At 73.7% G+C, this 24,258-nt stretch carries 18 protein-coding genes; 9 read left to right on the top strand and 9 right to left on the bottom strand.

Features of this window, described 5'->3' with window-relative positions; all coding sequences use genetic code 11:
• Positions 1-209: 209 nt before the first annotated feature.
• Positions 210-851, bottom strand: coding sequence for a cysteine hydrolase family protein (locus tag J2N69_RS04750; RefSeq protein ID WP_230899618.1), 642 nt, complete (start codon positions 849-851; stop codon positions 210-212).
• 164 nt (positions 852-1,015) lie between these two features.
• Between J2N69_RS04750 and J2N69_RS04755 the strand changes: the two genes are divergently transcribed.
• A complete protein-coding gene (locus J2N69_RS04755) occupies positions 1,016-1,480 on the top strand; it encodes a pyridoxamine 5'-phosphate oxidase family protein (RefSeq protein WP_230899619.1) in 465 nt (154 codons plus the stop codon).
• Between the two features lie 70 nt (positions 1,481-1,550).
• Here the strand turns inward: J2N69_RS04755 and J2N69_RS04760 are convergent, their stop codons facing one another.
• Positions 1,551-2,453, bottom strand: a complete 903-nt coding sequence (locus J2N69_RS04760; RefSeq protein WP_230899620.1) for a LysR family transcriptional regulator — start codon at positions 2,451-2,453, stop codon at positions 1,551-1,553.
• Between the two features lie 210 nt (positions 2,454-2,663).
• Here J2N69_RS04760 and J2N69_RS04765 point away from each other — a divergent pair, with 210 nt between their 5' ends.
• Positions 2,664-3,671: a DMT family transporter gene (locus J2N69_RS04765; RefSeq protein WP_230899621.1), complete on the top strand. Its 1,008-nt coding sequence runs from the start codon at positions 2,664-2,666 to the stop codon at positions 3,669-3,671.
• Between the two features lie 37 nt (positions 3,672-3,708).
• Here the strand turns inward: J2N69_RS04765 and J2N69_RS04770 are convergent, their stop codons facing one another.
• The gene (locus J2N69_RS04770) at positions 3,709-5,040 is read right to left on the bottom strand and encodes an aminotransferase class I/II-fold pyridoxal phosphate-dependent enzyme (protein WP_230899622.1); all 1,332 of its coding nucleotides are present in this window, start codon (positions 5,038-5,040) and stop codon (positions 3,709-3,711) included.
• A gap of 100 nt (positions 5,041-5,140) precedes the next feature.
• Between J2N69_RS04770 and J2N69_RS04775 the strand changes: the two genes are divergently transcribed.
• Together J2N69_RS04775 and J2N69_RS04780 are read left to right on the top strand one after the other, a co-directional pair.
• Positions 5,141-5,866 (top strand): pyridoxamine 5'-phosphate oxidase family protein, encoded by a 726-nt coding sequence (locus tag J2N69_RS04775; RefSeq protein ID WP_230899623.1) that lies wholly within the window; start codon positions 5,141-5,143, stop codon positions 5,864-5,866.
• A complete protein-coding gene (locus J2N69_RS04780; RefSeq protein WP_230899624.1) occupies positions 5,866-6,507 on the top strand; it encodes an FMN-binding negative transcriptional regulator in 642 nt (213 codons plus the stop codon). The genes J2N69_RS04775 and J2N69_RS04780 overlap by 1 nt, the downstream gene beginning before the upstream one ends.
• A gap of 63 nt (positions 6,508-6,570) precedes the next feature.
• Here J2N69_RS04780 and J2N69_RS04785 read toward each other — a convergent pair whose 3' ends face one another.
• From J2N69_RS04785 to J2N69_RS04795, 3 genes are all read right to left on the bottom strand, one after another.
• The gene (locus tag J2N69_RS04785; RefSeq protein WP_230899625.1) at positions 6,571-7,524 is read right to left on the bottom strand and encodes a DMT family transporter; all 954 of its coding nucleotides are present in this window, start codon (positions 7,522-7,524) and stop codon (positions 6,571-6,573) included.
• Positions 7,525-7,743: 219 nt separating this feature from the next.
• Complete coding sequence (locus J2N69_RS04790; protein WP_230904582.1) at positions 7,744-8,754, bottom strand: EamA family transporter; 1,011 nt, start codon at positions 8,752-8,754, stop codon at positions 7,744-7,746.
• Between the two features lie 147 nt (positions 8,755-8,901).
• Positions 8,902-9,450 carry a Clp protease N-terminal domain-containing protein gene (locus J2N69_RS04795; RefSeq protein WP_230899626.1) on the bottom strand — a complete coding sequence of 183 codons (549 nt, stop codon included), beginning with the start codon at positions 9,448-9,450 and terminating at the stop codon, positions 8,902-8,904.
• Positions 9,451-9,644: 194 nt separating this feature from the next.
• Here J2N69_RS04795 and J2N69_RS04800 point away from each other — a divergent pair, with 194 nt between their 5' ends.
• Complete coding sequence (locus tag J2N69_RS04800) at positions 9,645-9,833, top strand: hypothetical protein (protein ID WP_127913177.1); 189 nt, start codon at positions 9,645-9,647, stop codon at positions 9,831-9,833.
• Between the two features lie 48 nt (positions 9,834-9,881).
• Here J2N69_RS04800 and J2N69_RS04805 read toward each other — a convergent pair whose 3' ends face one another.
• From J2N69_RS04805 to J2N69_RS04815, 3 genes are all read right to left on the bottom strand, one after another.
• The gene (locus tag J2N69_RS04805; RefSeq protein ID WP_230899627.1) at positions 9,882-10,622 is read right to left on the bottom strand and encodes a class I SAM-dependent methyltransferase; all 741 of its coding nucleotides are present in this window, start codon (positions 10,620-10,622) and stop codon (positions 9,882-9,884) included.
• A 211-nt stretch (positions 10,623-10,833) separates the two neighbouring features.
• Positions 10,834-11,691, bottom strand: a complete 858-nt coding sequence (locus J2N69_RS04810) for a putative protein N(5)-glutamine methyltransferase (protein WP_230899628.1) — start codon at positions 11,689-11,691, stop codon at positions 10,834-10,836.
• A 428-nt stretch (positions 11,692-12,119) separates the two neighbouring features.
• Positions 12,120-12,791, bottom strand: coding sequence for a PadR family transcriptional regulator (locus J2N69_RS04815; RefSeq protein WP_230899629.1), 672 nt, complete (start codon positions 12,789-12,791; stop codon positions 12,120-12,122).
• A 371-nt stretch (positions 12,792-13,162) separates the two neighbouring features.
• Here J2N69_RS04815 and J2N69_RS04820 point away from each other — a divergent pair, with 371 nt between their 5' ends.
• The 4 genes from J2N69_RS04820 (at position 13,163) to J2N69_RS04835 (ending at position 24,254) form a co-directional block, all read left to right on the top strand.
• Entirely contained in the window at positions 13,163-19,345 is a 6,183-nt protein-coding gene (locus J2N69_RS04820; protein ID WP_230899630.1) for a type I polyketide synthase, read from the top strand.
• Positions 19,338-21,692: a hotdog family protein gene (locus J2N69_RS04825; protein WP_230899631.1), complete on the top strand. Its 2,355-nt coding sequence runs from the start codon at positions 19,338-19,340 to the stop codon at positions 21,690-21,692. Before J2N69_RS04820 ends, J2N69_RS04825 begins: the two co-directional genes overlap by 8 nt.
• Entirely contained in the window at positions 21,689-23,359 is a 1,671-nt protein-coding gene (locus J2N69_RS04830) for a PfaD family polyunsaturated fatty acid/polyketide biosynthesis protein (RefSeq protein ID WP_408056671.1), read from the top strand. The genes J2N69_RS04825 and J2N69_RS04830 overlap by 4 nt, the downstream gene beginning before the upstream one ends.
• A 73-nt stretch (positions 23,360-23,432) precedes the next feature.
• Positions 23,433-24,254, top strand: coding sequence for a PhzF family phenazine biosynthesis protein (locus J2N69_RS04835; protein ID WP_230899633.1), 822 nt, complete (start codon positions 23,433-23,435; stop codon positions 24,252-24,254).
• The last annotated feature ends 4 nt before the right edge of the window (positions 24,255-24,258 follow it).

The following is a 24,258-nucleotide window of genomic DNA, read 5'->3' on the forward strand; positions in this document are numbered from 1 at the left end:
ATGTTCTCCCTGGGGGCCGGGGAACCTCCCCGCCCGGTCATCAGGAGTTGGTGGGCGGTACCGGCGAGCGCGAGCGCGGCGGCCACGGTGTCCGTGGCCGCCGCGAGCCGTCCGTGCCGGACCCCGACGTCCAGGCGGGCGGCGACGGAGGGCCGCGTCCGCGCGCGTCATGGCGAGGCTCACGACCGGCCGGTGGAAGCCCCCCACGCCTACGTCCCGCGCGGCCCCCGCCACACGCCCAGCACGTCCCGCGTACGCGTGACGGTGGCGACGAGCGCCAGGGTGTTGCGGACCATCGCGGGCGTGTACTCGGCGGGGACTCCCGCGATGGCGTCGGCGGGCACGACGGCGGTGTAGCCGAGGTTCACCGCGTCGAACACGGCGTTGGGTATCGCGACGTTGGCGGAGACGCCGGTGACCACGAGGGCGCGGCAGCCGAGGTTGCGCAGCAGCGGGTCGACGTCGGTGCCCGCGAGCGGCGAGAGGCCGTGCAGGCGGCGTACGACAAGGTCCTCCTCGGCCACTTCGAGGGGCGGCGCGATCCGCACGGCTTTCGTCCCGCAGAGCTGCCGTACGGGAAGCCGTTCGGCGGCGCGGAAGATCCGGGCGTTGCTGTTGGCCCCCCGCCCGTCGGGGCGCCGCTCGGCGACCGCGTGCAGGACCTGGACGCCGCTGTGATGGGCCGCGGACACCAGCCGCGCCACGTTCGCCAGGGCACCGGACGACCTGGCCTCCTCGGCGAGTTCGGGCAGCGCGCTCTCGGTGCCGACGACGCCCTGCTGGCACTCGACGGTCAGCAGAACGGTGGTGGCCGGGTCGAGGATCTCCCTGAGCTGTTCGTACGACGGCATGGCTCCCCCTGTCGTGAGCGCCCGGGCAGTCGGTCCCCGACGGCGGCCGCTGCCCGGAGTCCGCGCGAGGCTAACGGCCATTGCGCCACGAAGGAAGAGCCCTCATTCTTTGCTGACGCCTCGTCAATTGCGGGCGTGGGGGGGCTCATCACTCGGGAGGACACATGGCCGTGACACAGCGCCGGGGCCGCAGGATCATGATGACGCCGGACGAACTCGACGCCTTCCTCGCCACGGAACGCACCTGCCGGGTGGCGACGGTCTCCGCCGACGGCGCCCCGCACGCCAGCCCCCTCTGGTTCGTCTGGGACGGCACATCACTGTGGATGTACTCGATCACCCGCAGCAAGCGCTGGGCCGATCTGCGCCGGGATCAGCGGATCGCGGTGGTGGTCGACGCGGGCGAGGAGTACGGCGAGCTGCGCGGCGCCGAGCTGTCCGGCACCGTGGAGTTCGTCGGGGAGGCGCCGCGCACGGGTGAGCCGTGCCCCGAACTCGAGACCCCTGAGCGGTTGTTCGCCCGCAAGCTGTTCGGCCTGGACGCGATGCCGCACGACGGCCGCCACGCGTGGCTCCGGCTCACACCGGACGCGATCGCGTCCTGGGACTTCCGCAAGCTGGCGGGCTGACCACGGAGGCCGGAAAGGCGGCTACGGGATGCCTCTCCGGGCCGACGCCCGCTCAAGAGAGGGACTGGTCCTAGCCCAGCCCCGCCCCGGCCGCCCGCAGCGCCTCCACCGCGGCCCTGATCGACGGGCGCCGGTCCGCGTCCGCCCGCCACACCACGTACACGTGGCGCCGCACCCGGTGCCGTACCGGAACCGCGCGCACGCCGACCGGCATCGGGTCGCGGCCCAACCGGGGGGCCACGCAGACGCCGAGGCCGGCCGCGACCAGGGCGAGCTGGGTGTGGTGCTCCTGGGCGCGGTGCGCGACGCGCGGTTCGATGCCCTTGCCGCGCAGCGTCAACAGCAGCCACTCGTGGCAGAACTCGCCCTCCCCCCAAGTGATCCACTCGTCGTCGGCGAACTCCTCCAGGTCCACTTCGGACCGGTCGGCGAGGGGGTGCGCGGCAGGCATGGCGACGTCGGCGGGGTCGTCGAGGAGAGGCGCCTTGACCAGGCCGTCCGGAATCGGCAGCGGCTTGTTGTACCAGTCCAGGACGACCGCCATGTCGATGTCACCGCGCACCACCGCCGCCACCGCGGGCGCCGGTTCCACTTCGTGGCAGCCGACCCGCAGCCCCGGGTGCCCGGCGCGCAGCGCGGCGAGCGCGGCGGGCAGCAGGCCGCGCATGGCCGTGGGGAACGCCGAGATCCGCAGCTCGCCGACCGCCTTGCCGCGCTGCTCCTCCAGGTCGGCCTGGGCGCGTTCGACCTGCGAGAGAATCCGCGCGGCGTGTTCGGCGAGCAGCCGCCCCGCGTCGGTCAGGCGTACGCCCCGGCCGTTCTTGGCCAGGAGCTGCTGGCCGACCTCCCGCTCCAGCTTCGCCATCTGCTGGGACACCGCGGAGGTCGTGACGTGCAGGCCGGCGGCGGCTCCGCCGACCGAGCCGTGCCGGGCGAGGGCGTCGAGCGTGCGCAGGCGCTCCAGGTTCAGCATGGGCAGACTCCCGGGTCGGCGAGGGGTTGGGGCAGAACGCCGGGGGAACTCCCGCGCTCGGCATGTAAGCGGCCCGGACCTGTGAGCAGGCCCCCCCATGGAAGCAGCCCCCGACGTGTAAGGCAGTCCCCACATGTAAGCAGCGCTAAGCGATACCGGGCAACAAATATCGCTTGTGCTACGAGATCATCGAGGCCCATCGTGGAACCCATGAGTACCCCGCCCCCACGCTCCGGCACGGCCACCACCACCCCCGCGCCCCACCGTTCCACCGCCCCACCGACTGCCGCCACGGACCGCCCCGCGAACCACCCCACGGACCGCCCGGCGAACCGCCCCGGCCTCGACTGGCGCGTCCGCTTCGGCATCCTCTCGCTGATCTGGGGCTTCAGTTTCCTGCTGATCAAGGTCGGCACGGACGCGTACGCGCCCTTCCAAGTCACCCTGGGGCGACTGGTGTTCGGCACGGCCGTGGTCGCCGCCGTCCTCGTCGTGAAGCGGGAGCGGCTGCCGCGCGGGGCGCGGACCTGGCTGCACCTGGCGGTGGCGGCGCTGTTCCTCAACGCCCTGCCGTTCTCCCTCTTCGCGTACGCCGAGCTGACCATCCCCTCGACGCTCGCCGGGATCTGCAACGCGACGTCACCGCTGTGGGGTATGGCCCTCTCGCTCGTGGCGCTCTCCGAGGACCGCCCGACCCGCCGCCGCGTCGCGGGCCTCGGCATCGGCTTCTTCGGGGTGCTGACGGTGCTGGGCGCCTGGCAGGGTTTCAACGGCCTCGACGTCACCGGCACGGTACTGGCGCTGCTGGCCTCGCTCAGCTATCCGATCGGCTGGATCTACGTACGCCGCACGCTGGCCGGCGCGGGGCATTCGAACCTCTCGCTGACCGGCGCCCAGTTGTTGCTGGCGACCGCCGAACTGGCCGTGGTGACCCCGCTGTTCACGTCGCTGCCGACGAGCTTCCCCGTCGTGCCGCTGCTCGCGGTCGTGGCGCTCGGGGCCCTCGGCACGGGGCTCGCCTTCCTGTTGCAGTACAGCTTGGTCTCCGAGGTCGGGCCGACCACCGCCCAGATGGTCACGTACTTCGTCCCGGTCATCGCGACCGCCGCGGGGGTCGCCGTGCTCGGCGAGTCCCTCAGCTGGTCGACGCCGGTCGGCGCGGTGATCGTCCTGGCGGGCGCGGCGCTCACCCAGTCCCGGCCCCGGTCCCGACGCTGACCCCCAGCCCGCCCCTGCCCCGGCCCTTACGCCTCCCTCACCCGTAACGCCGCGCCGGGGCAGGTCCGACAGCCGAGGCGACCGCGTCGGCCACCGGCACGATGTCCTCGTCGGCGAGTGCAGCGATGGTGATCCGCACCCCGGGCGGCGCGCTCAGCCGGAACCGCGCGCCCGGGGCGACCGCCCACCCGGCGTGCAGCAGCCGGGCCACCGCCCCGGTCTCGTCCGGAACCGGCACCCAGACGTTCATGCCGCTGCGCCCGTGCGCCGGCACGCCCCGCTCGGCGAGCGCCGCGATCAACGCGTCCCGCCGACGCGCGTACGACGCCGCCACCACGGCGGGATCGACCGCCCCGCTCTCCCAGAGCCGCACCACGGCCCGCTGGAGCAGCCGGCTGACCCAGCCGGGGCCGAGCCGCTGGCGCCCCTGCACCCGGTCGACGGTGACGGGATCACCGGTGAGCACGGCCAGCCGCAGGTCGGGCCCGTACGCCTTGGCGGTCGAGCGCACCAGGGCCCAGCTGTGGGTCACCCCGGCGAGCGGGTGCAGCGGCAGGTCGACGATGCCGTGGCCGTGGTCGTCCTCGATGAGCAGCGTCCCCTTGTGCCCGGCGAGCACCTTCCGCAGGGCACGCGCGCGTGGGGCGCTGAGGGCGGCGCCGGTGGGGTTCTGCGCGCGGTCGGTCACGACGATCGCGCGGGCGCCTTCGGAGAGGGCCCGCTCCACCTCGGCGGGCAGCGGCCCCTCGTCGTCGACTCCGAAGGGGACCGCCCGCAGCCCCATGGCCGAGACGAGGTCGAACAGACTGCCCCACCCCGGGTCCTCGACGGCCACGGCGTCACCGGGCCTGAGGTGGGCGGCGAGCACCCGCTCCATGGCGTCGAGGGCTCCGGAGGCGACGGCGACGGGCCCGGGCGGCACGCCCTCCGCCTCGAAGGCCCTGCGTACGTGCCGTTCGAGTGCGGGGTCGACGGCGCCTTCTCCGTAGAGGACCGGTTTCTCGTCGCCCTGCGCCGCGGCCGCCGTGAACGCCTCGGTGAGCGCGGGCAGCAGGTGCGTGTCGGGATTGCCCTTGGAGACGTTCCGCACCCCGGGCGGGGCATCCACGCGGATCAGCTCGCGGGCGGTCGTGGCGGGCTTCGGCCGCACCCGGCTGCCGCGCCGCCCGGCCGTCTCGATGACCCCGCGCTCCCGCAGCGTGCGATAGGCGGCCGCGACGGTATTGGGATTCACCCCGAGCCGTGACGCCAACTCCCGCATGGGCGGCAGCAGTTGGCCGGGCTCCAGGCCGCCGTCACCGACGGCACGCTCCACACTGGCGGCGATATCGGCTGCGCGTCGACCTTCGATCCGATACTCTCCTAGCACAAAACAAAGTATGCACTAGTACAAACTAAACGGCAACACCGCGATGCCGCATCCCCCGCCACCGAGCGCGGCGCGGCCCACGGACCACCAAGGAGAGGCCATGCAGACGACGCCGTCCACCACGGACACCGCCGCACCGGGGAGCGCCGCACCGGAGGGCGCCGCCTACGCACCGACCGACCGCACCGTTCCCACCCGCGCCCGGCAGCGGGCTTCGTACGACCGCGAGACGGTGCACGCGATACTCGACGAGGCCTACGTCTGCCACCTCGGTTTCGTGCGCGACGGCTCCCCCGTCGTACTGCCGACCCTCTACGGCCGCGTCGGCGAGCGCCTGTACGTGCACGGTTCGACGGGGTCCCGGCCCCTGCACATGGCCGGCGCCGCCCGGGACGGCCAGGAGGACCCGGGCCTCGAGGTCTGCCTGACCGTCACCCACGTCGACGGCCTCGTCCTGGCCCGCTCCGCCTTCCACCACTCGATCAACTACCGCTCCGTGGTGGTCCATGGCACCGCCCACCAGGTCACCGACCCGGAGGAGAAGCGGACCGCCCTGGACGCGCTCGTCGACCACGTCGTGCCGGGCCGCTCCGCCGACTCGCGCCCCGCCAACGCCAAGGAGCTGGCGGCCACCGCCGTGCTCCGCCTCGATCTGAACGAGGTGTCAGCGAAGGCCCGCACCGGCGGCCCGAACGACGAGCCCGAGGACATGGGCCTCCCCCACTGGTCGGGGATCGTCCCGCTGCGCAAGGGCCACGACGCCCTGATCCCCGCCGCCGATCTCGCGCCCGGCATCGAGATCCCGGACTACCTGGTGGAGCTGTAGTGCTGATCCACCCCTGGGACGCCGCCCGCACCGACGGCGAGTGGCAACAGTGGCTGGCCGCCCACGACTTCGGCCAGCTCGCGGTGAACGGCCTGCCGGGCGAGCCCCCGCACGTCCAGCCGACGCACTTCACGTACGAGGCCGGTCATGGCGAGCACGGCAGGGTGCTGACCCACCTGGCCCGGCCGAACCCCCTGTGGCAGGCCGTCGAGAGCGACCCCGAGGTGCTCCTGAGCGTGGTCGACGACTACGTGTTCGTGCCGGGCCCCTGGCAGGCCGCCCCGGAAGGCCCGCCCGAGCACGGCGTGCCCACCAGCCTCTACGCCGCCGTCCAGCTCCGCTGCACCGCTCGCGTGGTCGACGACCCGGCGGAGAAGGCCGAGATCCTGAACCGCCAGGTCGCGCACTTCCAGCCGGAGGGCGGCTCCGCGCGGGCGGCGGTCGGCGAGGCGCCGTACGGCCGCATGCTCTCGGGCATCCGCGCGCTGTGCCTCGACGTCATCGACGTACGGGCGAAGTTCAAGTACGCGGTCCACAAGCCGGCGGAGGTCCGGGAGCGCATCGCGGCCGGGCTCGCGGAGCGGGGAGGGCCCGGCGACGCGGCCGCCCTGGCGCACCACTTGCGCCGCCGCGAGGCCTAGCCGGAACCTCGCGGGTCCGCCCGCCGCCCCGATCCCCGTGGGCGGCGGGCGGACCCGCGACGGTCACACCGGCGCCGCTTCCCTGCGCGCCGCCACCACGCTCCGCGTCTCGGCGACCGCGAGCCCCGTCACCGCGGCCAGCATCAGCACCGTGCCCGCGACCGTCGCCACCGTCAGCTCCTCGCCCAGCAGCGCGACCGCGATGACGGCGGCGCTGACCGGCTCCAGGAGCGTGATCACGGAGACGGTGGCGGACCGCACGACGGCCGCCCCGGCGAAGTACAGCGTGTACGCGACCGCTGTCGGCACCGCCGCGATGTAGAGCAGATGGGCGCCCACGCGCGCGGGCTCGGCGGTGTGCGGCACCAGGCCCTCGGCCGTGGCGAGAGGCAGCAGGCAGAGCGCGACGACGGCGAACGACCAGACGGTGGTGTCGGACGAGTCGGTACCGCCGTCCTGGCCCCACCACCGCGTGACCAGCGTCATCGCGGCGTACGCGGCCGCGGAGAGGAGCCCCCAGGCCACGCCCGCCGACCGGACGGTCGCACCGCCGCCGCCGAGGACGAGCACCACGAGCCCGGCCAGCGCGCCCACGACGGCGACGACCCCGCCGCGTCCGAGCCGCTCCCCCAGGGCGAGCCGTGCGCCGAGGGCGATGAGGACGGGCCCCGACCCCATGGTGACGACCGTGCCGACCGCCAGGCCGGTGCTCTGGACGGCCGCGAAGTACGCCGTCTGGAAGACCGTGAGAGCGACGCCCGTCACGACGATCCGGCGGACCCTGCGGCTCAGCGGCGCGTGTGCGCGTGCGGGCGCGTGGCGCGGCCGGGCGAGGCGGGCGGCGAGCAGCAGCAGGAAGCCGCCCGCGCACCGCCAGAAGGAGAGGCTGACCGGCCCCATGTCGCTGTCCCGGAAGACGAGCGCGGCGGCGGCACCGGCGGTGCCCCAGGCGGTTCCGGCGACGATCAGATAGAAGAGGCCGCGCCCGACGGACAGGCCGAGGACGGCGTTCGACACGCCGGACACGGGGGCCGTGTGAGAGGTGTGAGAGGTGTGACAACTGTTGGACGTGTTGGACACGTGAGTTCTCCGCAGCAGAGAAGGAATGTCTGGCTCCGTCTGCGGGCAGCACCGTTCCGCCCGGCCACTTGCCTGGCCCGGGCGCGATCCGTGAATGCCCCGCGCTAGGCGGCGGGGGGCGGAAGAACGAGTGCTCGTGCGTACATGATCAGAACCCTAGGTCGCGCCGCCGCCGCGCGACAACTCCCTTTCGGCATCCGGGACGCCGCCCTTCACGGAGGGCTCGACGGGCGCCGAGGACTGGGCGATGAACGCGCCCGCCAGGACCACCGCGCCGCCGACGATCTGCGGCGCGGAGAGGTGCTCGCCCAGAATCACCCAGGCCAGCGCGGTCGCGATGACGGCCTCCAGGCAGGCCACGACACCGGCCACCTGCGGCGAGAGCCTGCGTACGGACAGCACCCCGGTGACGTAGGCGACGACGGTCGCGACGAGCACGATCCAGGCGAGCAGGACCCAGGCGGGCACCGTCGAGCCGTCCAGATCCGCGCGGCCCGCGAGCACCGACCAGTCCATGCCCCACGGGCGTGCCACGACGGTCAGCACGGCGGTCCCCACGAGCAGGCCGTACGCGATGACGCCGAGGGGGTCGGGGGCGTCGTCGCCGGCGTCGCTGCCCTGGTCGGACAGGACGAAGTAGCCGACCTGGCAGCAGGCGGCACCGAGCGCGAGCAGCAGCCCCACGGCGTCGAAGCTCAGCCCCGACCACACCTCGACGACGCAGGCGAGCCCGCCGACCGCGAGCACCACGCCGAGCGCGGCCGCGCGCGTGACAGGCCGCCGCTGCACGAAGCGGACCCAGCCGAGGACCAGGGCGGGGGCGAGGTACTCGATGAGGAGCGCGACCCCGACGGGGATGCGGGAGAGCGCGGCGAAGTAGCAGGCCTGGACGCCCGCCACGGCGAGCAGACCGAATCCGGCGAGCAGCGCGGGCCTGCGCCGCGGCAGTGCGCGGTGGCGCCAGGCCACGGGCAGCATCACCAGGGCGGCGCCCGCCACCCGCAGCCACACCACGTGCAGGGGGTCCAGGCCCGCTTCGATCAGCGGTTTCGCCGCGACGCCGGAGCCGCCGAAGGCGAGCGCCGACACGAGGGCGAGGCCGAGCCCCAGGCCGCGGCCGGAAGCCCTGCCGCCGTCACCGCCGTGGCTCCCCTTGCCCCCACGCAGCGGCTGGCTCTCCTGGATTCCCCGAGACGCTTGCACCGGCACATCATGGCAGGAGGTGTCATGACCGTCACCCCGCCTGACGCCTGTCTCAACCGGCGGACGCCGGGGCTTCTAGGTGTGTCGGGGCTCCTACGTCTGTCGGCGCCCCTAGGTGCGCCGGAACCCCTGGGTGTACGGACGGCATCCCTCCTCGACGCGCCGGAGCAGCACCTCGACGTCGACCCCGGCGCGCCCCAGGACCTCGACGGCCCGGCACTCCGGGTCGGCGGTGAGCCCGGCGAGCAGATCCATGCCGAGGGCTCGCGGCTCCTCGCGTGACTCGGCGCGCTCCAGCGCCACGTCCATCGCGGAGAGAGCGGCGGGCGACCAGCCCGCCTCCTTCACGGACCCCACCACGGGCACGGCGCCCGAGTCCTCGACGGTGCCCTGCCATTGCAGGCCGTACCCGATGCTGCGCTGTACGAGGTAGCCGAGGAGGCGCACGACCTGCGCGCCGTTCTCGAAGACGGCGCGTACTGCGGGATCGGTTTCCAGCAGGGAGTGCAGCAGGTGCGCGGTGTCTATCTGCCGGTCCCCGTCCCGCACGGCGCGACGGCGCGCGCCGGCCACCACCGAGGCCAGCTCCGCGCTGAGTCGCGAGTCGAGTTCTGCTCGGGTCGGGCCGGGTTCGGCCCCCGGCGGGGTACGGCTTTGCACGTCTCCCACCACATCAACCGCCAGTGGCATATGCATCGGCGGCGGGAAGCATCTTCGGGTCCGACGCAGGTTGGGCGCCCGCGTTTGGGTTGTCCTCCTTACGGATGAGATCCGACCGGCCGGCCCCGAGGGGGGCGCCCCCTCGTCCGCCGTCCCCAGGGCAACCCCCGCGCGGTGTCACATGTCTCATAAGCATGGAGAGCAGGTGCTGGATGGTCGCCCTGCCGGCAGTGGACGGCAGGCAGTACGTGTACCGGGTGTACGCCCCCGACGACGCGCTGCCCGCCGACCTGTTCTGGGACGCCTGGCACTGCCACGACGAGAGCCCGTTCCCCAGGGCGTCGGACCATTTCGACGCGGCGGTGATCCGCCGGGTCGGCTGACCCGCCGGCCCGGCGAGGGAATGCCTTCCTCTCCCGGCGCGGCGGAGCCTACGGTTTGTGGGTCACCCAGAGCAGTTCCGCCGGCCAGCGGCGGGCCCAGTCGGGCGGGTCGGTTTCGTTGTAGCCGTTGGGTGTGCCGCGTTCGGGCCGCGGCTCGATGAGGTCGTCGATGACGAGACCCGCGCCGCGCAGGACCTTGACCCAGTCGCCGTAGGTGAGCTGATAACTGGTCGCGCCGTCGCCCTCGGCGATGGTGTGCAGCCCGAAGTAGTCCTTCTGCAGCGTCGTGGTCACGCGGTCGGCGGCTTCGTCGTAGCATGCCTCGAACCACGGACTGGCGACGTTGAACACCAGGCGCCCGCCCCGGCTCAGGACGCGTGCGGCCTGCGGGACGGCCAGGTGCGGGGGCGCCCAGCTGAGCCCACCGAAGTCGCAGAACACCAGGTCGAAGCTGTCGGCGGCGAAGGGGAGCTGTTCGGCGGCGCCTTGCACCAGCGGGTAGCGGGCCGCTCCCATCGCCCGGGTCGCTGCGGCGAGTTGGGCTTCGGACAGGTCGAGCCCGACCACGGTGGCCCCCTCGGCGGCGAGCGCCCTGGACCACTGGCCGGCGCCGCAGCCGAGTTCGAGGACGCGCTTGCCGGTGACGTCGCCCAAGGCGCACAGGTGCGCGTCGGGGATGGAGTACATGCCCCACAGCCGGGGTGTGGCGCCGATGCGCGGGTCGTGCCTGTGCTGGTAGGGGCCGCTGATCTGGTTCCAGAGCCGCCGGTTGGCGGGGATGCTGTCCACGTGCCGACTCCAGCATTGTCTGCCGGGGCGGTCAACACGATGAGGATGGGCCACGCTCCGCCACCTCACCGGACGCGCGCGACCCACTCACCCCTTCTGCCTCACGTGACTCACGCAGGGCTTCACTGACTCACGCGTAGCCTCACGTGACTCACGCAGGGCTTCACTGACTCACGCGTAGCCTCGGGACTCACGCGCAGCCTCGCGTGACTCACGCAGAGCGCTCGCGGGCCGCGAGCCGCGAGCGCGTGCCGATGACGACCGTGGCGTACAGCTCCTCGTCCTCGACCACCCGCGCCGTCAGACCCGCCCGTTCGACGGCGGCCACGGCGGCGGGCACCTGCCCCTCGCTCGTCTCGAACAGGAGGTGGCCGCCGGGCGCCAGCCAGCGCGGCGCCCCGGCGGTCACCCTGCGCAGCACGTCGAGCCCGTCGCTGCCGCCGTCGAGCGCCACCCGCGCCTCGTGGACACGGGCCTCGGCGGGCAGCAGGCCGACGTCGCGGGTGGGTACGTAGGGGACGTTGGCCAGCAGGACACCGACGCGGCCGCGGAGGTCGCCGGGCAGTGGGTCGTAGAGGTCGCCCTCGTACACCTCTCCCCCGGCGGCCGCGACATTGCGCCGGGCGCAGCGGACCGCCGCGGGGTCGATGTCGGCGGCGTGCAGCTCGACCCGGTCGAGGCCGGCGGCGAGCGCGGCGCCGAGCGCGCCCGATCCGCAGCACAGGTCGACGACGACGGCTTCGCGCCCCGCGAGGGCGGCGGCCTGGGCGACGAGGAACTCGGTGCGGCGGCGCGGCACGAACACCCCGGGGTCGACGGCGATCCGCAGACCGCGGAACTCGGCCCAGCCGACGACGTGTTCCAGGGGCAGGCCGCCCGCCCTGCGCTCGACCATGGCGGAGACCTCGGCCGGGGTTCGGGCGGTGGAGAGGATCAGCTCCGCCTCGTCCTCGGCGAAGACACAGCCCGCGGCGCGCAGCGCCGTGACGACGGCGGCGCCTTGGGCGGAAGAGGCGGGGAAGACGGGAGAAGCGGGAGCGGGTGTGGCTGAGAAAGACGGAACCGACATGCGAGGAAAACCTTCCGAGGATGTCCCGGCGGGGCTCCCTCGGGTCACCTATGCCGGGTGAACCGCGTGGTCGCGAGGAGGAAGCACCCGACCTGCTGCTGCGGTAATGGGTCTCACCTCCAAGGTTCGTCGCCTGCGGGCGTCGCAGGACGGAGGAACACTATCCCACCCTCCGGAGCCCGGCGGCACCGGGCCCCTGACGGTTCAACAGGGTTGAACGTGCGAGCCGAAGGCAGCGCGGAAGCACGGATGGAGGCACCCGCCGGGAAGGTCCGGGCGCGGCTCACCGACTTCTCCTCGTACGGCTCCTCGTACGGCGAGTGGAACGCCCCAAGGGCCCGCCCGCGAGGTGGCCCCACAGATGAGGCGCCCCACACGTGTGGTGCGGAGCGCCTCATCTGTGACAGGGGCCGGCGGCCCCCGCCCCCTCAGTCCTCATCGGCGAGGATCAGGTACAGCTTCTTGCGGGCGTCGTTGATGACGGAGACCGCCTTCTCGCGCTGCTCCTTGCTGCCGGTCTTCCAGACCTGGCCGAACGCCTCCATCAGACCGAAGCCGGCCTGCCGGATCTCGTTCAGCGTGTCCCAGTCGACCCCGCGCCCGGCCTCTTCCCAGGGAGCCTCGGGCCCCTCCTCTGCGGCCTCGCGGCCTGCGTCGGTGAGCGAGAAGAGCTTCTTGCCGCCCTCGCTCGCGCTGCTGATGAGCCCCTCGTCCTCCAGGAGCTGGAGGGTCGGGTAGACCGAACCGGGGCTGGGCTTCCACGCCCCGCCGCTGCGCTCGGCGATCTCCTGGATCATCTCGTAGCCATGCATGGGGCGGTCCTTCAGGAGGGCCAGGATCGAGGCGCGTACGTCACCGCGCCGCGCCCGCCCCCGCGGGCCGCCCCGCCCGCCGCGACCACCCCAGGGGCCGCCTGGCCCACCGGGCCCCCCGAAGCCGGGGCCGAACGGGCCGAACGCCGCGCGCCGCCCCTCGAATCCACCGAAGCCGCCGAAGCCCTCCCGGCCGCCTCCTTCCCGGCCGGGGCGGCCGCCGTGGCGCCCCCGCCCCTGCTCGTGCTCGTGCTCGAAGCCACCATGGCCAAAACCGTGGGAACGCATACGGATCACTCCTCTATCTACTCGGCGATCAATCACGTATCGATCGCGATGGCTCAACGATATATCGGAAGCGATCGCCTGGCAACCCTCCCCCCACCCCAAGGACCGGTAGCCGCCGGCCATGGCCGCCGACCGGAGGAGCGGGTCGCACACCCGCGACGCTCGCCCGCCCGCCGCTGCCACGACCGGCGTCACCACCACCGAGACCTGGAATCGAATGACGGAACAATTTTCCGCTCTTCATTCTTATTTCTTTTTCAGGCCGCTTTCCGATTTCGTCACCCCATCCTCTAGGCTCGCCCCCCGCAGCGCCTTGCAGGGAATCTTTCGATGGAGAGGGCCTAGTGACAGACAGCGCGTACGTTCAGCGCATGGCGGATTATCCGATCGCCATCGTGGGCCTAGGAAGTATTTTCCCGCAGGCCGATGACATCAGTGAATTCTGGAGCAATGTCACCTTCGGCCGGGACGCTGTCACCGATGTTCCCCCGGCCTGGTGGGACCCGGCGGAGCACTTCGATCCGAATCCGCTGGCCGAGGACAAGACGTACGCGCGGCGCGGCGGCTTCATCTCTCCGCAGGCCTTCGATCCGCGCGCGTTCGGCATGACCCCGAAGTCGCTCGACTCCGTCGGCCTGGTCCAGTTGCTGAGCCTGGCGGTGGCCCGGGGCACGCTGGCCGACGCCGCGCGCGGGCGTGAGGGCTGGTATCCGCCCGACCGCACCGGAGTCATCCTGGGGATGGCCGGCGTGTCCACCACGCTGATCCCGTTGGCGGCCCGGCTGTACGCCCCCGCCGTCTCCCAGAACCTGCGGGATCTCGGCCACGGCGAAGACGCCATCCGGGCTTTCAACGAGACTTTCCTGGCTTCCCTCCCGTCCTGGACGGAAGACAGTTTTCCCGGCACGCTGGGGAATGTGGTGGCGGGCCGCATCGCCAATCGTCTTGATTTGCGGGCGGCGAATCACACCGTGGACGCGGCGTGCGCCAGTTCCCTGGCGGCGGTGCGCGCCGCCGTCGATGAACTCCTCACCCACCGCGCCGATGTAATGATCACCGGCGGCTGCGACGCCGACAATTCCATTGTGTCGTTCCTCTGCTTCAGCAAGACACCCGCCCTGTCACCCAGCGGGCGCGTGCGGCCGTTCGACACCGCGGCCGACGGGACGCTCCTCGGCGAGGGCCTCGGAATGCTGGCGCTCAAGCGGCTGCCGGACGCGGAGCGGGACGGCGACCGTGTGTACGCCGTACTGAAAGGCCTGGGCAGCGCCAGCGACGGCCGCGGCAAGAGCATCTACGCCCCCTGTGGCGACGGCCAGTTGACGGCCCTGCGGCGGGCGTACGCCGACGCGGACTGCCCGCCCTCCACCGTGGAGCTCATCGAGGCCCACGGCACGGGCACCGCCACCGGCGACGAGGTCGAACTGACCGCGCTCACCCGGCTCCTGGCCGACTCCGCCCCCCGCCGCAGCGTCGCCGTGGGCAGCGTGAAGTCGCAGATCGGACACACCAAGGCCGCCGCCGGAGCCGCCGGGCTCATCAAGGCGGCGCTCGCCCTGCACCAGCGGGTCCTGCCGGGCACCCTGCATGTGGAACACCCGCGCGAACCGGCCGACCACCCGGACAGCCCCCTGTACATCAACACCACCTCCCGCCCCTGGATTCGCGACCCGGCCCGGCCGGTGCGCCGCGCCGGGGTGTCGGCCTTCGGGTTCGGCGGCATCAACTACCACGCCGTGCTGGAGGAACACGCGTCCACCCGTACGGGACGACCGCAGGTCCTGCACCGGACGCCGCGCGCGTATCTGTGGCACGCGCCCGACCCGCAGCGGCTGCTGGAGCGCCTGGAGCGCGGCGATGCTCCCGACGACGAGGCCGTCCCCGCCGACCACGCGCGCCTGGGATTCGTCGCCGTCGACGACGCCCACTGCGACGCGCTGAGGGCGCAGGCCGCGCGGGCGCTGAAGAAGGTCCTCGCGGGCGAGGCGTGGGCGGGCGGCCCGGACCTGCACTACCGGCGGCACGCCGAGCCGCACGTCAAGGTCGGCGCTCTCTTCGCGGGGCAGGGCAGTCAGTACGTGAACATGGGGCGGGCCTCGGTGATGGCGGTGCCGCCGCTGCGCGAGGCGTTCGACGAGGCGAACATGGTCTCCCCTCCCCAGGACACCCTCGCCCGCGCCGTCTTCCCGCCGCCGGGAGACGACACGGACGCGGAGGCCATGCTGTGCCGTACCGCGTACGCCCAGCCGGCCATCGGCGCGCTCTCCCGGGGCCAGTACGGCTTCCTCGCCGAGCTGGGGTTCGCCCCCGACGGCGTGCTCGGGCACAGCTTCGGCGAGCTGACCGCGTTGTGGGCCGCCCGTGTCCTGGACGACGCCGGGTTCACCGCGCTCGCCCATGCGCGCGGCCGCGCCCTACGCCCCGCGGACGGGTGCGAGGACCCGGGCGCCATGGCCGCCGTACGCACCGGGGAGCCCGAGCTGGAGGCGCTGCTCGCGGAGCACCCGGGGCTGCGCGTCTGCAACCGCAACGCTCCGGACGAGCACGTCGTCGGCGGCACCACCGACGACGTGCGCCGGTTCCTCGACGCGTGCCGCGGCGCGGGCGTCGCCGCCCGGTGGCTGCCGGTGGCCGCCGCCTTCCACACGCCGCTCGTCGAACACGCCCTCGCCCCCTTCGCCGAGGCCTGCCGGACGGTGGACTTCGCCGAGCCGAGGATCACCGTCTACGCCAATACGGCGGGCGCCCAGTACGGACCCGACGCCGCGCGCAACCGCGACACGCTGACGCGTCAGTTGCTCGCTCCCGTCGACTTCTGTGCCCGGGTGCGGCAGATGTACGACGACGGCACCCGGGTCTTCGTGGAGTTCGGGCCGCGCCAGGTGCTCAGCCGCCTGACCGAGCGCATCCTCCACGGTCGCGAGGCCCACGTCATCAGCTGCGACTCCGGCGACCCGGCCGACGGCACGACGCTGCTCACGGCGGCCGTACGCCTGGCCGTCCTGGGCCTGCCGCTGTCGCACATCAACCGCTACGCGGCACCGGCTCCCGCACAGCCACCGCTGTCCGCCGCGGCCCGCGAACTCAACGGGCCGCGCTTCGCCGAACTCACCTGTCGCCCCCGCTATGAACGTGCGCTCTCCCGGCTGGCGGCCCCTCCTCCGCAGCCGGCCCCCGCCACGGCGGACGAGCCGACCGTGCCCACACCGGCAGCGGCAGCAACGGCCGACGACGAGCTGGAAAGAGCGGCGGTCGCGCATCTGCGGGCGCACACGCAGTTCATGGAGACCCAGCTGGCCACCACCCGCCGGCTGTGCGACCTCATGGGCATGCAGGCCGCCCGGCCCACCGCCGACCCCGGCCTGAGCGAGGGCCTTCAGTCCGTCGCCCGCCACGGCCTGGCCCTGACCGAGGCCCATACGCGGGCCGCGGACGTCATCACCGAACTGCTGCGCGGCGAGCCCCTGCCCGTCGAGCCGTCCCCGACCACCGCCGACCCCGCACCAGTGGCGCCGCCACCCGCGTACGAGAGCACGTCCGCATCCGACCTCCCCGCACCGGAGAGCGGCGCCGTCTACGTCCCGGCCCAAGAAGGGCCGCGGTACGGCGAATCCGGCGCGGGCGGTACGTCACACCCGTCCGGCGACCGTTCCGCCCTGGGCGCCCTGCTGTTCGACGCCGAGGACGAGAGCCGGGACGGAGGCCATGGAGGAGGTCAGGGCGGAAGCCAGGGCGGAGGCCTGGAGAGGCCCGTCGAGATGCCCTCCAGTGAGGAGGAGATCCTTGAGCGCTGCCGGGCGGTCATGGCGGAGAAGACGGGCCACGATCCGAGCATGCTCGACTCCGGGCTCCTCCTCCAGGAGGACCTGGGCCTGGACTCGCTGAAGATGGTCGAACTCGGGGCGGAACTGTGGCGCCTGTACCCGTCGATCAAACGCGAGGACCTGTTCCGCTTCACCGAGGCCCGCACCCTCGGCGAGCTGGCCGCCATGTTCGCCGAGGAACTGCACTCCGACCGCTCGCCCCTGCGGCACACGGGCAGCGGCTCACTGGACCGCACGTACGTCACGATGGTCCCGCTCGCCGAGCCGGACCGCGTCGTCGATGCCTTCGCCCCCTCGCCGCGGGCCCTCGTACTCGACGACGGCGGCGAGTTGTCGGCGCAGCTGAGCGACACGCTCGTACGCCACGGCTGGGACGTGCGTCGCCTCGCCCTGCCGGACGCCGGTGTCGCGGATGGCGGTGTCGCGGACGGCGGCCACGGCCTGGCGGACTGGAGCGAGGACTCACTTGAAGAGGGTGTGCGCCTGGCCCTCGGCGATCCGTCCCGCCTCGATCTGTGTCTGCTCCCGGTGAGCCGCTCGGCGCCCGCCGACGAGACGGCACTTGTCGCCCGGCTGAGGCACGCCATCCTGGTGGCCAAGCGCACCCAGTACGCGTTGCGGGCCACGGCGCAGGGCGAGCGGCGCGGCGCGTTCGTGACCGTCACGCAGCTCGACGGGGCGCTCGGCTACGCCGGGTCCCAGGGCGACACCACGGCGGCACTCGCCGCGGGGCTGAGCGGCCTGGTGAAGAGCCTGGCCCTGGAGGCGACCCCCGTCTTCTGCCGGGCGCTCGACTTCGCACCGGACCTGGCGCCCCATGACCTCGCCGAAGCCTTCGTCGGTGAACTGACCGACCCCGCCACCGCCGTCCGCGAAGTGGGGCACGGTCACCCCAGGGGGCGTGTCACGCCCCGTCTGACCTCCCGCCCCGACAGCCTGCTGCCCGCCCCCGAGGCCACCCACGAACTGAGCGACGACGACGTGCTGCTGGTCACGGGCGGCGGCCAGGGCATCACCGCATGGTGTGCGACCGCGCTCGCCCGCCGCCACCGCTGCACCTACCTCCTGCTCGGCCGTACGCCGCTCACGGAGCCCGAGCCGCTCTGGGCGCTCGACGTGGACGGCGAGGAGGAGTTGCGCCGGTCCTTCCGCGCCCACACGGCGACGCACGGGACGGACGGCGACGCCGCGACGGACAGTGACGCCGCGACGGACGACGACGTCGAGCGGCAGGTGCGGCGGGTGCTCTCCGCGCGGGCGGTGCACGACACCCTGCGGACGCTGCGCGAGCACGGGGCGCGGGCCGAGTACGTGACCGCCGACCTGCTCGACCCCGACGGCGTCGCCAAGGCGCTGGCGCCGTACGCCCCCCGCGTCACCGGGGTGCTGCACGGCGCGGGCGTGCTGGGCGACCGCCCCCTGTCGCAGATGCGGGCCAACGGCATCGCCCCCGTCGTCGACACCAAGCTGCTCGGCCTGCGCCACATCCTGACGGCGCTCGACCCGGACCGGCTGCGGCACCTGGTCGTCTTCTCCTCCGTCAGCGGGCTGAGCGGCAACGTACGGCAGAGCGACTACGCCCTGGCCAACGAATCCGTGACCCGCTTCGCCTGCGCGTTCAAGACCACCCACCCCACGTGCCGCGTCACTCCCGTCGCCTGGGGCCCGTGGCGGGGTGGCATGGCCGACCGGGTCCACCACTTGTTCGAGGAGATGGGCGTCCCGGTCCTCACCCGGGAGCAGGGCACCTCGTACTTCCTGGAGCAGATGGACCCGCGCCACACCGCCGACGGCGTCACCCTCATCGGCCCGGTGAAACCCCTGCTCAACGTCGCCACCCCGCTGCCCGCCGCCGGAGTGACCGTACGGCGCCGGATCACCGGGCTCGCCGAGGAACCGGTGCTGGTCGACCACCGCGTCGGGGGGCACCCGCTGCTGCCCATGACGGCCGTCGTCGGGTGGTCCCTGCACACGGTGGAGAACATCTGCGGCGGCTGGCGGCCCGTCGTCGAGTGCCATGACGTCGTCATCAACCGGGGCGTGTACTTCGACGGGGGGCAGCCCGCGCACGTGGACCTGACCCTCACCCCGCGGCCGGACGCCTCCAGCGTCGCGGTGTCGACCCACCCGGACACCGCGTCCGGCGGGGCGGCACCCCGCTTCTCGGGGGTGTTCACCTGCGCCGACGCCCCGCCGACAGCACCGACCGTCGCGTTGCCACCCCTCCCCGACGACATCCGGATCGACGGCGACCGGACCAACCCGGCCTACAGCGACGGCACCCTGTTCCACGGGCCGTCCCTGACCGGTCTGCGCACGGTCGTCGAGCACGGAGAAGACCGCCTGGTCGTGCTCGCCCGCATGGCGGAACCCGCGCTCGCCCGGGGCAGCTTCAGCGGTCGGCTGTTCACGCCCGGCCTGGCCGACCTGCTGCTCCAGGCGGCCGGCGTCATGTGGTCCGCTCTGCCCACGCCCGGCGGCTGCTTCGCCCCGGTGGGCGTGGAACGCGTCGAGTTGTACGCGCCCCTGCCCGACGACGAGCCCTTCGTGATCGTCGCGCGCAGCGAGGAACTCAACGCACTGGACGGCTTCTGCACCATGACCGCCTGCGACACCCGCGGCACGGTCCTCCAGCGCTGGACACGCCTGCGCATGCTGCGCCTCCCCGAGGCACGAGTCGCCCGCATGCTGGCCTCTCCCGCACGGCAGGCGGGGGCGTCCCATGTCTGACCCGCGCCCGGCCCCGGCTTCCCCTGCCCCGACCTTGCCTGCCCCGGCCTCCCCCGGCCCGGCCTTCCCCGCCCCGGACGGCATCGGCTTCACCGGCCACCCGTTGTGGACACCACCGGAAGCCCCCACCGCCTCACCGGCGGCGGCCGCCACGCACCCCGTGACCACGCGTCCGCACACGCTCCCGGCCGCTGCCCCCGGCACCCTCACGGCGGACCCCGCGTCGTGGCGCGACGACCTCGCGCGGCAGCTGCAGCACGCGCACGCCGCGGTGCTCCGGGCCCATCACGCGGTGGTGGAGCGTCGCAGGCCCGCACCCCCCGCGCCGCCGCCCCGGTCGGCACCATCCCCTCGCGGACGTGCCCAGGCGGTGCTGGCCTCGGCCCTGGACGAGTTGCGGCGGCGTGCGGCGGAGCCCGTCGGCCAAGCCGTCCACCGGCTCGTCTGGCACCAGGCGGTGCTCGCTCCCCCCGCCGCCCCGACGGTCCGGACCGTCGCTGCCGACCTGGCGGCGGGCCTCGTCTGCCACGTCCACGACGGCGGCCGCGCGATCGCCGAACTGTCGGTGCCGGCCGGCGACGTCGACCTCGCCGTGCCCACCGGAGCGCCGTACCCGCCCGACGTACGGCCCCTGGCGCGGACCACGGTCGACCGGTGCGACGCCGGGCAACTGGACGCTCTGGCCTCGGGAGAGGTCTCCGCCGTGTTCGGGGAGGCCTTCGACCAGTCACACGTGGAGGCCCGCCACAGGGTCGCGGCGGGCAGTGAACGCGTTCTGGACGCGGTGACACACCTGGACGCCCGCGGCGGCCCCCTGCGCCAGGGCCTGCTCACCGCGGAGTTCACGGCGTGCGGCGGCGCCATGGGCCCGGCACAGCTGTGGGACGCCTGTTACGAGGCGGTGCGGGTCCTCGTGCTGCACCGGGGCCTGCATCTCGCCGTACCCGCCGCTCATGTCGCCCCGCTGCCGGGGAGGCCCACCCTGCTCCAGGCCGACGTCCGGGTCCCCGCGGGCACGCCCTTGCGGATGACGGTGCGGGTACGGGAGTCGGTGCTGCGCCCTCGCCCCGCGCTCGTGGCCGACGCCGACGTCACGACGTCCGCCGGGCAACCGGTCGCGCGCGTACGGGCCGTGGGGATGGCGGTGCTGGGCGCCGCGCCCGACGGGGGCACCGCCGTGGCCGGTGCCGCCGCGTGCCGTCTGTCGTCGGCGCGCCGCCCCGTCCTGCTCGGCGAACCGGGCATGGCCGAGATCGCGGAGGGCGACACCCCGGCCCGGCCCGGCTCCCCGTCCGCCGCGGCGCCACCGGCCACGAAGGTCCGCCCGCGCCTGCCCCGCGGCGACATGCTGATGGTCGACCGCGTGGTGTGGACCGCGCCCGGGGGCGGGGCCGACGGCAGGGGGGCGACGGGCGCCGCGGAGTACGACATGCCCGTGGACCCCTGGTACTGCCGCGAGAGCGGTACAGCACCGCCCCCGCCCCTGGCCCTGATGGAGATGGCCCTCCAGCCGGCCCACCTGCTCGGGGCCTTCGAGGGCGCGACCGCGCGCTTCCCCGACCAGGACTTCGTGTGCCGCAACCTCGAAGGGCGGGCCCGGCTCCTGCGCCCGGTCGACGCGCGCGGCTCCACCGTCGGCCAGCGGGCGACGCTGCGGTCCAGCACCCTGCTGCCCGGCGCCGTCCTCCAGTCGTACGAGGTCGAACTCGCCGCCCACGGCGAGAACTTCCATATTGCCGAGACCACCCAGGGATACTTCACCAGGGACCTGCTTGACCGGCAGCGGGGGCTGGACGGCGGTGCGGCGTCCCGGCCGTGGCTGCACCGGCACCCCGTACCCGACCGGGACCTGCTGCGCCTCGACGCCCGTGACGACGCCCGGCTGGGCACGGGCCGCATGTGCCTGCTGGAGGACGTCACCATCGCGGCGGACGGCGGCCGTCACGGCCGGGGCTACGTACTGTCCACCACATCGGTGCGCGACGACGACTGGTACTTCGCACAGCACTTCGCCCACGACCCCGTGATGCCGGAATCCACGGGTGTCCAGATGCTCTACGAGGCCCTGCACGCCTTCGCGCTGCACACACCGGTCACCGCGGGTCTGCGGGGACCGCGGCTGCGCGTCGCCGTCGGCGAGGAGCTGCGCTGGTCCTGCCGCGGCCAGATCCTGCGCCACCACGAACAGGTCCAGGCGGAGCTGCACATCACGGCCGTCAACCGTGACGCCGACCGGGTCCTGCTGCGCGCGGACGGCGACCTGTGGCGCGACGGCCTGCGGATCTGCCACCTCGAAAACATCGCGGTGGTCGCCGAGGGGGCCACCGCCGAGGAGAACCGTCCATGAACCTTCTTCCGGCACGTCCTCCGGCACAGCCCGTGACAGATCCTCCGGCCCGGCTTCGGGGGCAAGATCCCTACGCCATCCTCGCGGACCTGGAGAACCCGGTCTACGTCATCGGTGACAGCGGCACCGTCCGGCTGTCCGCGCGGCCGCCCGCCGGAGGTCAGGCCCTGCTCGCGGCCGCCGCCCCGCTGCCCCCGGGCCGCCTGGGCCCGGCCGCCTTCCGCGCCCACCACGGCGTACAGGCCAACTACATGGCCGGGGCCATGGCCGGTGGCATCGCAGGGACGGAGCTGGTGCGGGCCCTGGCCCGGGCCGGGTACCTGGCCTCGTTCGGGGCCGCAGGGCTCTCCGCCGGCCGCCTGGACGCGGCGCTCGGCACCCTGGCCCGTGACCTGCCCGGCACCCCGTACGCCTGCAACCTGATCCACACTCCGTCCGCGCCGCGCCTGGAGGGCCTGTGCGTCGACCTCTGCCTGCGGCATCGGGTGCGGTGCGTGGAGGCCTCCGCGTTCGTCCAGCTCACCCCCGACCTGGTGCGCTACCGGGCCACCGGGCTGCGGCGGGGCCGGGACGGAAGCGTCACCGTCGCCCATCGGGTCGTGGCGAAGGTCTCCCTCCCGCAGACCGCCGAGATGTTTCTGCGCCCGGCGCCGGAAGCACTCGTGACCGAACTGCTCCGGCTCGGGGCACTCACCGTGGAGCAGGCGGAGCTGGCGCGGACCGTGCCGATGGCGGACGACGTCACGGTCGAAGCGGACTCGGGCGGACACACCGACCGGCGCGCCCTGTCCGTCGTCCTGCCCGCGGTCCTGGCCCTGCGCGACCGTATCGGCGAGGAGCGGAGCAGGACGTCGATGCCCGTGGTGTCCGCCGTGCCCGCCGTGCGCGTGGGCGCGGCCGGCGGGATCGGCACACCGCACGCGGTCGCCGCCGCCTTCGCCCTGGGAGCGGAGTACGTGGTCACGGGCTCCGTCAACCAGGCCACGGTCGAGGCGGCCACCGGCGACGCCGTCAAGCGCCTGCTGGCGACGGCCGACGTGACCGACTGCCTGATGGCGCCCGCCGCCGACATGTTCGAGCAGGGCGTCACCGTCCAGGTCCTGGGCCGGGGCACGCTCTTCGCCGGACGCGCCGCGCTCCTCCACCGTCTCTACCGCGACCACGACAGCCTCGACGACCTCTCGGCGGAGCAGCGGCGGCACCTGGAGGAACGGGTGCTCGGGCTGCCGGTGGAGGAGGTGTGGCGGCAGACCCGCGCCTACCTCGGCACGCACGACGCGGGCCGCCTCGCACGCGCCGACGCCGATCCCAAGCACCGCATGGCTCTCGTCTTCCGCTGGTACCTGGCCAACGCCTCCCGGTGGGCGACCGCGGGAGACCAACGGCGTTCGTCCGACTGGCAGATCTGGTGCGGGCCCGCGATGGGGGCGTTCAACCAGTGGACGCGGGACACCGCGCTCGCCGAACCGGACGGCCGCCACGCCGCGGACATCGCCGGGCACCTCATGCGGGGTGCCGCCTACCTCACGCGCCTGCACCACCTGCGGTCGTCGGGGGTCCACCTGCCACGGTCCTGCGACCAGTACCGGCTGCCGCCCGCACGGCGGGTCCCGCCCCCGGCGGACGCGGCGCCGAGACGGACCCCCTGCCAATCAGTCCACTCATAAGGCCGCCCAATCAGTCCACCAACCCGGAATTGGCCTTACCGGCCCGGGTCACTGGCCTGGCAAGGTCAACGGCATGGCGACTTCACACCGCATCCGCATCATCGACGCCTTCACCGACCGCCCCTTCGGGGGCAACCCGGCGGGCGTCCTGCTCCTCGACGCCTTCCCTGACGGCACCTGGCTCCAGCACGTGGCCAGGGAGGTCAACCAGTCCGAGACCGCGTTCGCCCACCGCCTCCCCGAGGGCGGCGCGGCGGACTGGGCGCTGCGCTGGTTCACGCCGGCCGCCGAGGTCGATCTCTGCGGTCACGCCACTTTGGCCACCGCCCACGTCCTGCACACCACCGGCGCCGCCACCGGCCCCGTCCGCTTCGCCACGCGCGGCGGCGTCCTCACCGCCACCGCGCACGACGACGGCACCCTCACCCTCGACTTCCCCACCGCCCCCCTCACCGCCACCGAGGTCCCCGCCGGCCTCGCCGAGGCCCTGGGCAGCGAGCCGCTCGCCGCGTACGACACGGGGCGGCACTTGGGCGACCTGCTGGTGGAGCTCGCCGACGAGAAGACGGTTCGGTCGCTCACCCCCGACCACAAAGCCCTCGCGCGCTACTCGAAGCGCGGCATCGTCGCCACGGCACAGGCCGAGGACCCCGCCCGCGACTACGACTTCGTCTCCCGCGGCTTCTTCCCCCGCGTCGGCATCGACGAGGACCCCGTCACGGGCAGCGCGCACACCGCCCTCGCCCCCTTCTGGTCCGAGCGCCTGGGCCGCACCACGCTGACGGGCCTTCAGGCCTCGGCCCGTACCGGCCTGGTCCGCACGGAGGTACGCGGCGACCGCACCCTCCTGACGGGCCGCGCGGTCACGGTCATCGAGGGCGAACTCTTCGCCTGACGGC

This window comes from Streptomyces huasconensis, assembly GCF_021028635.1.
GTDB classification, from domain to species: domain Bacteria; phylum Actinomycetota; class Actinomycetes; order Streptomycetales; family Streptomycetaceae; genus Streptomyces; species Streptomyces huasconensis.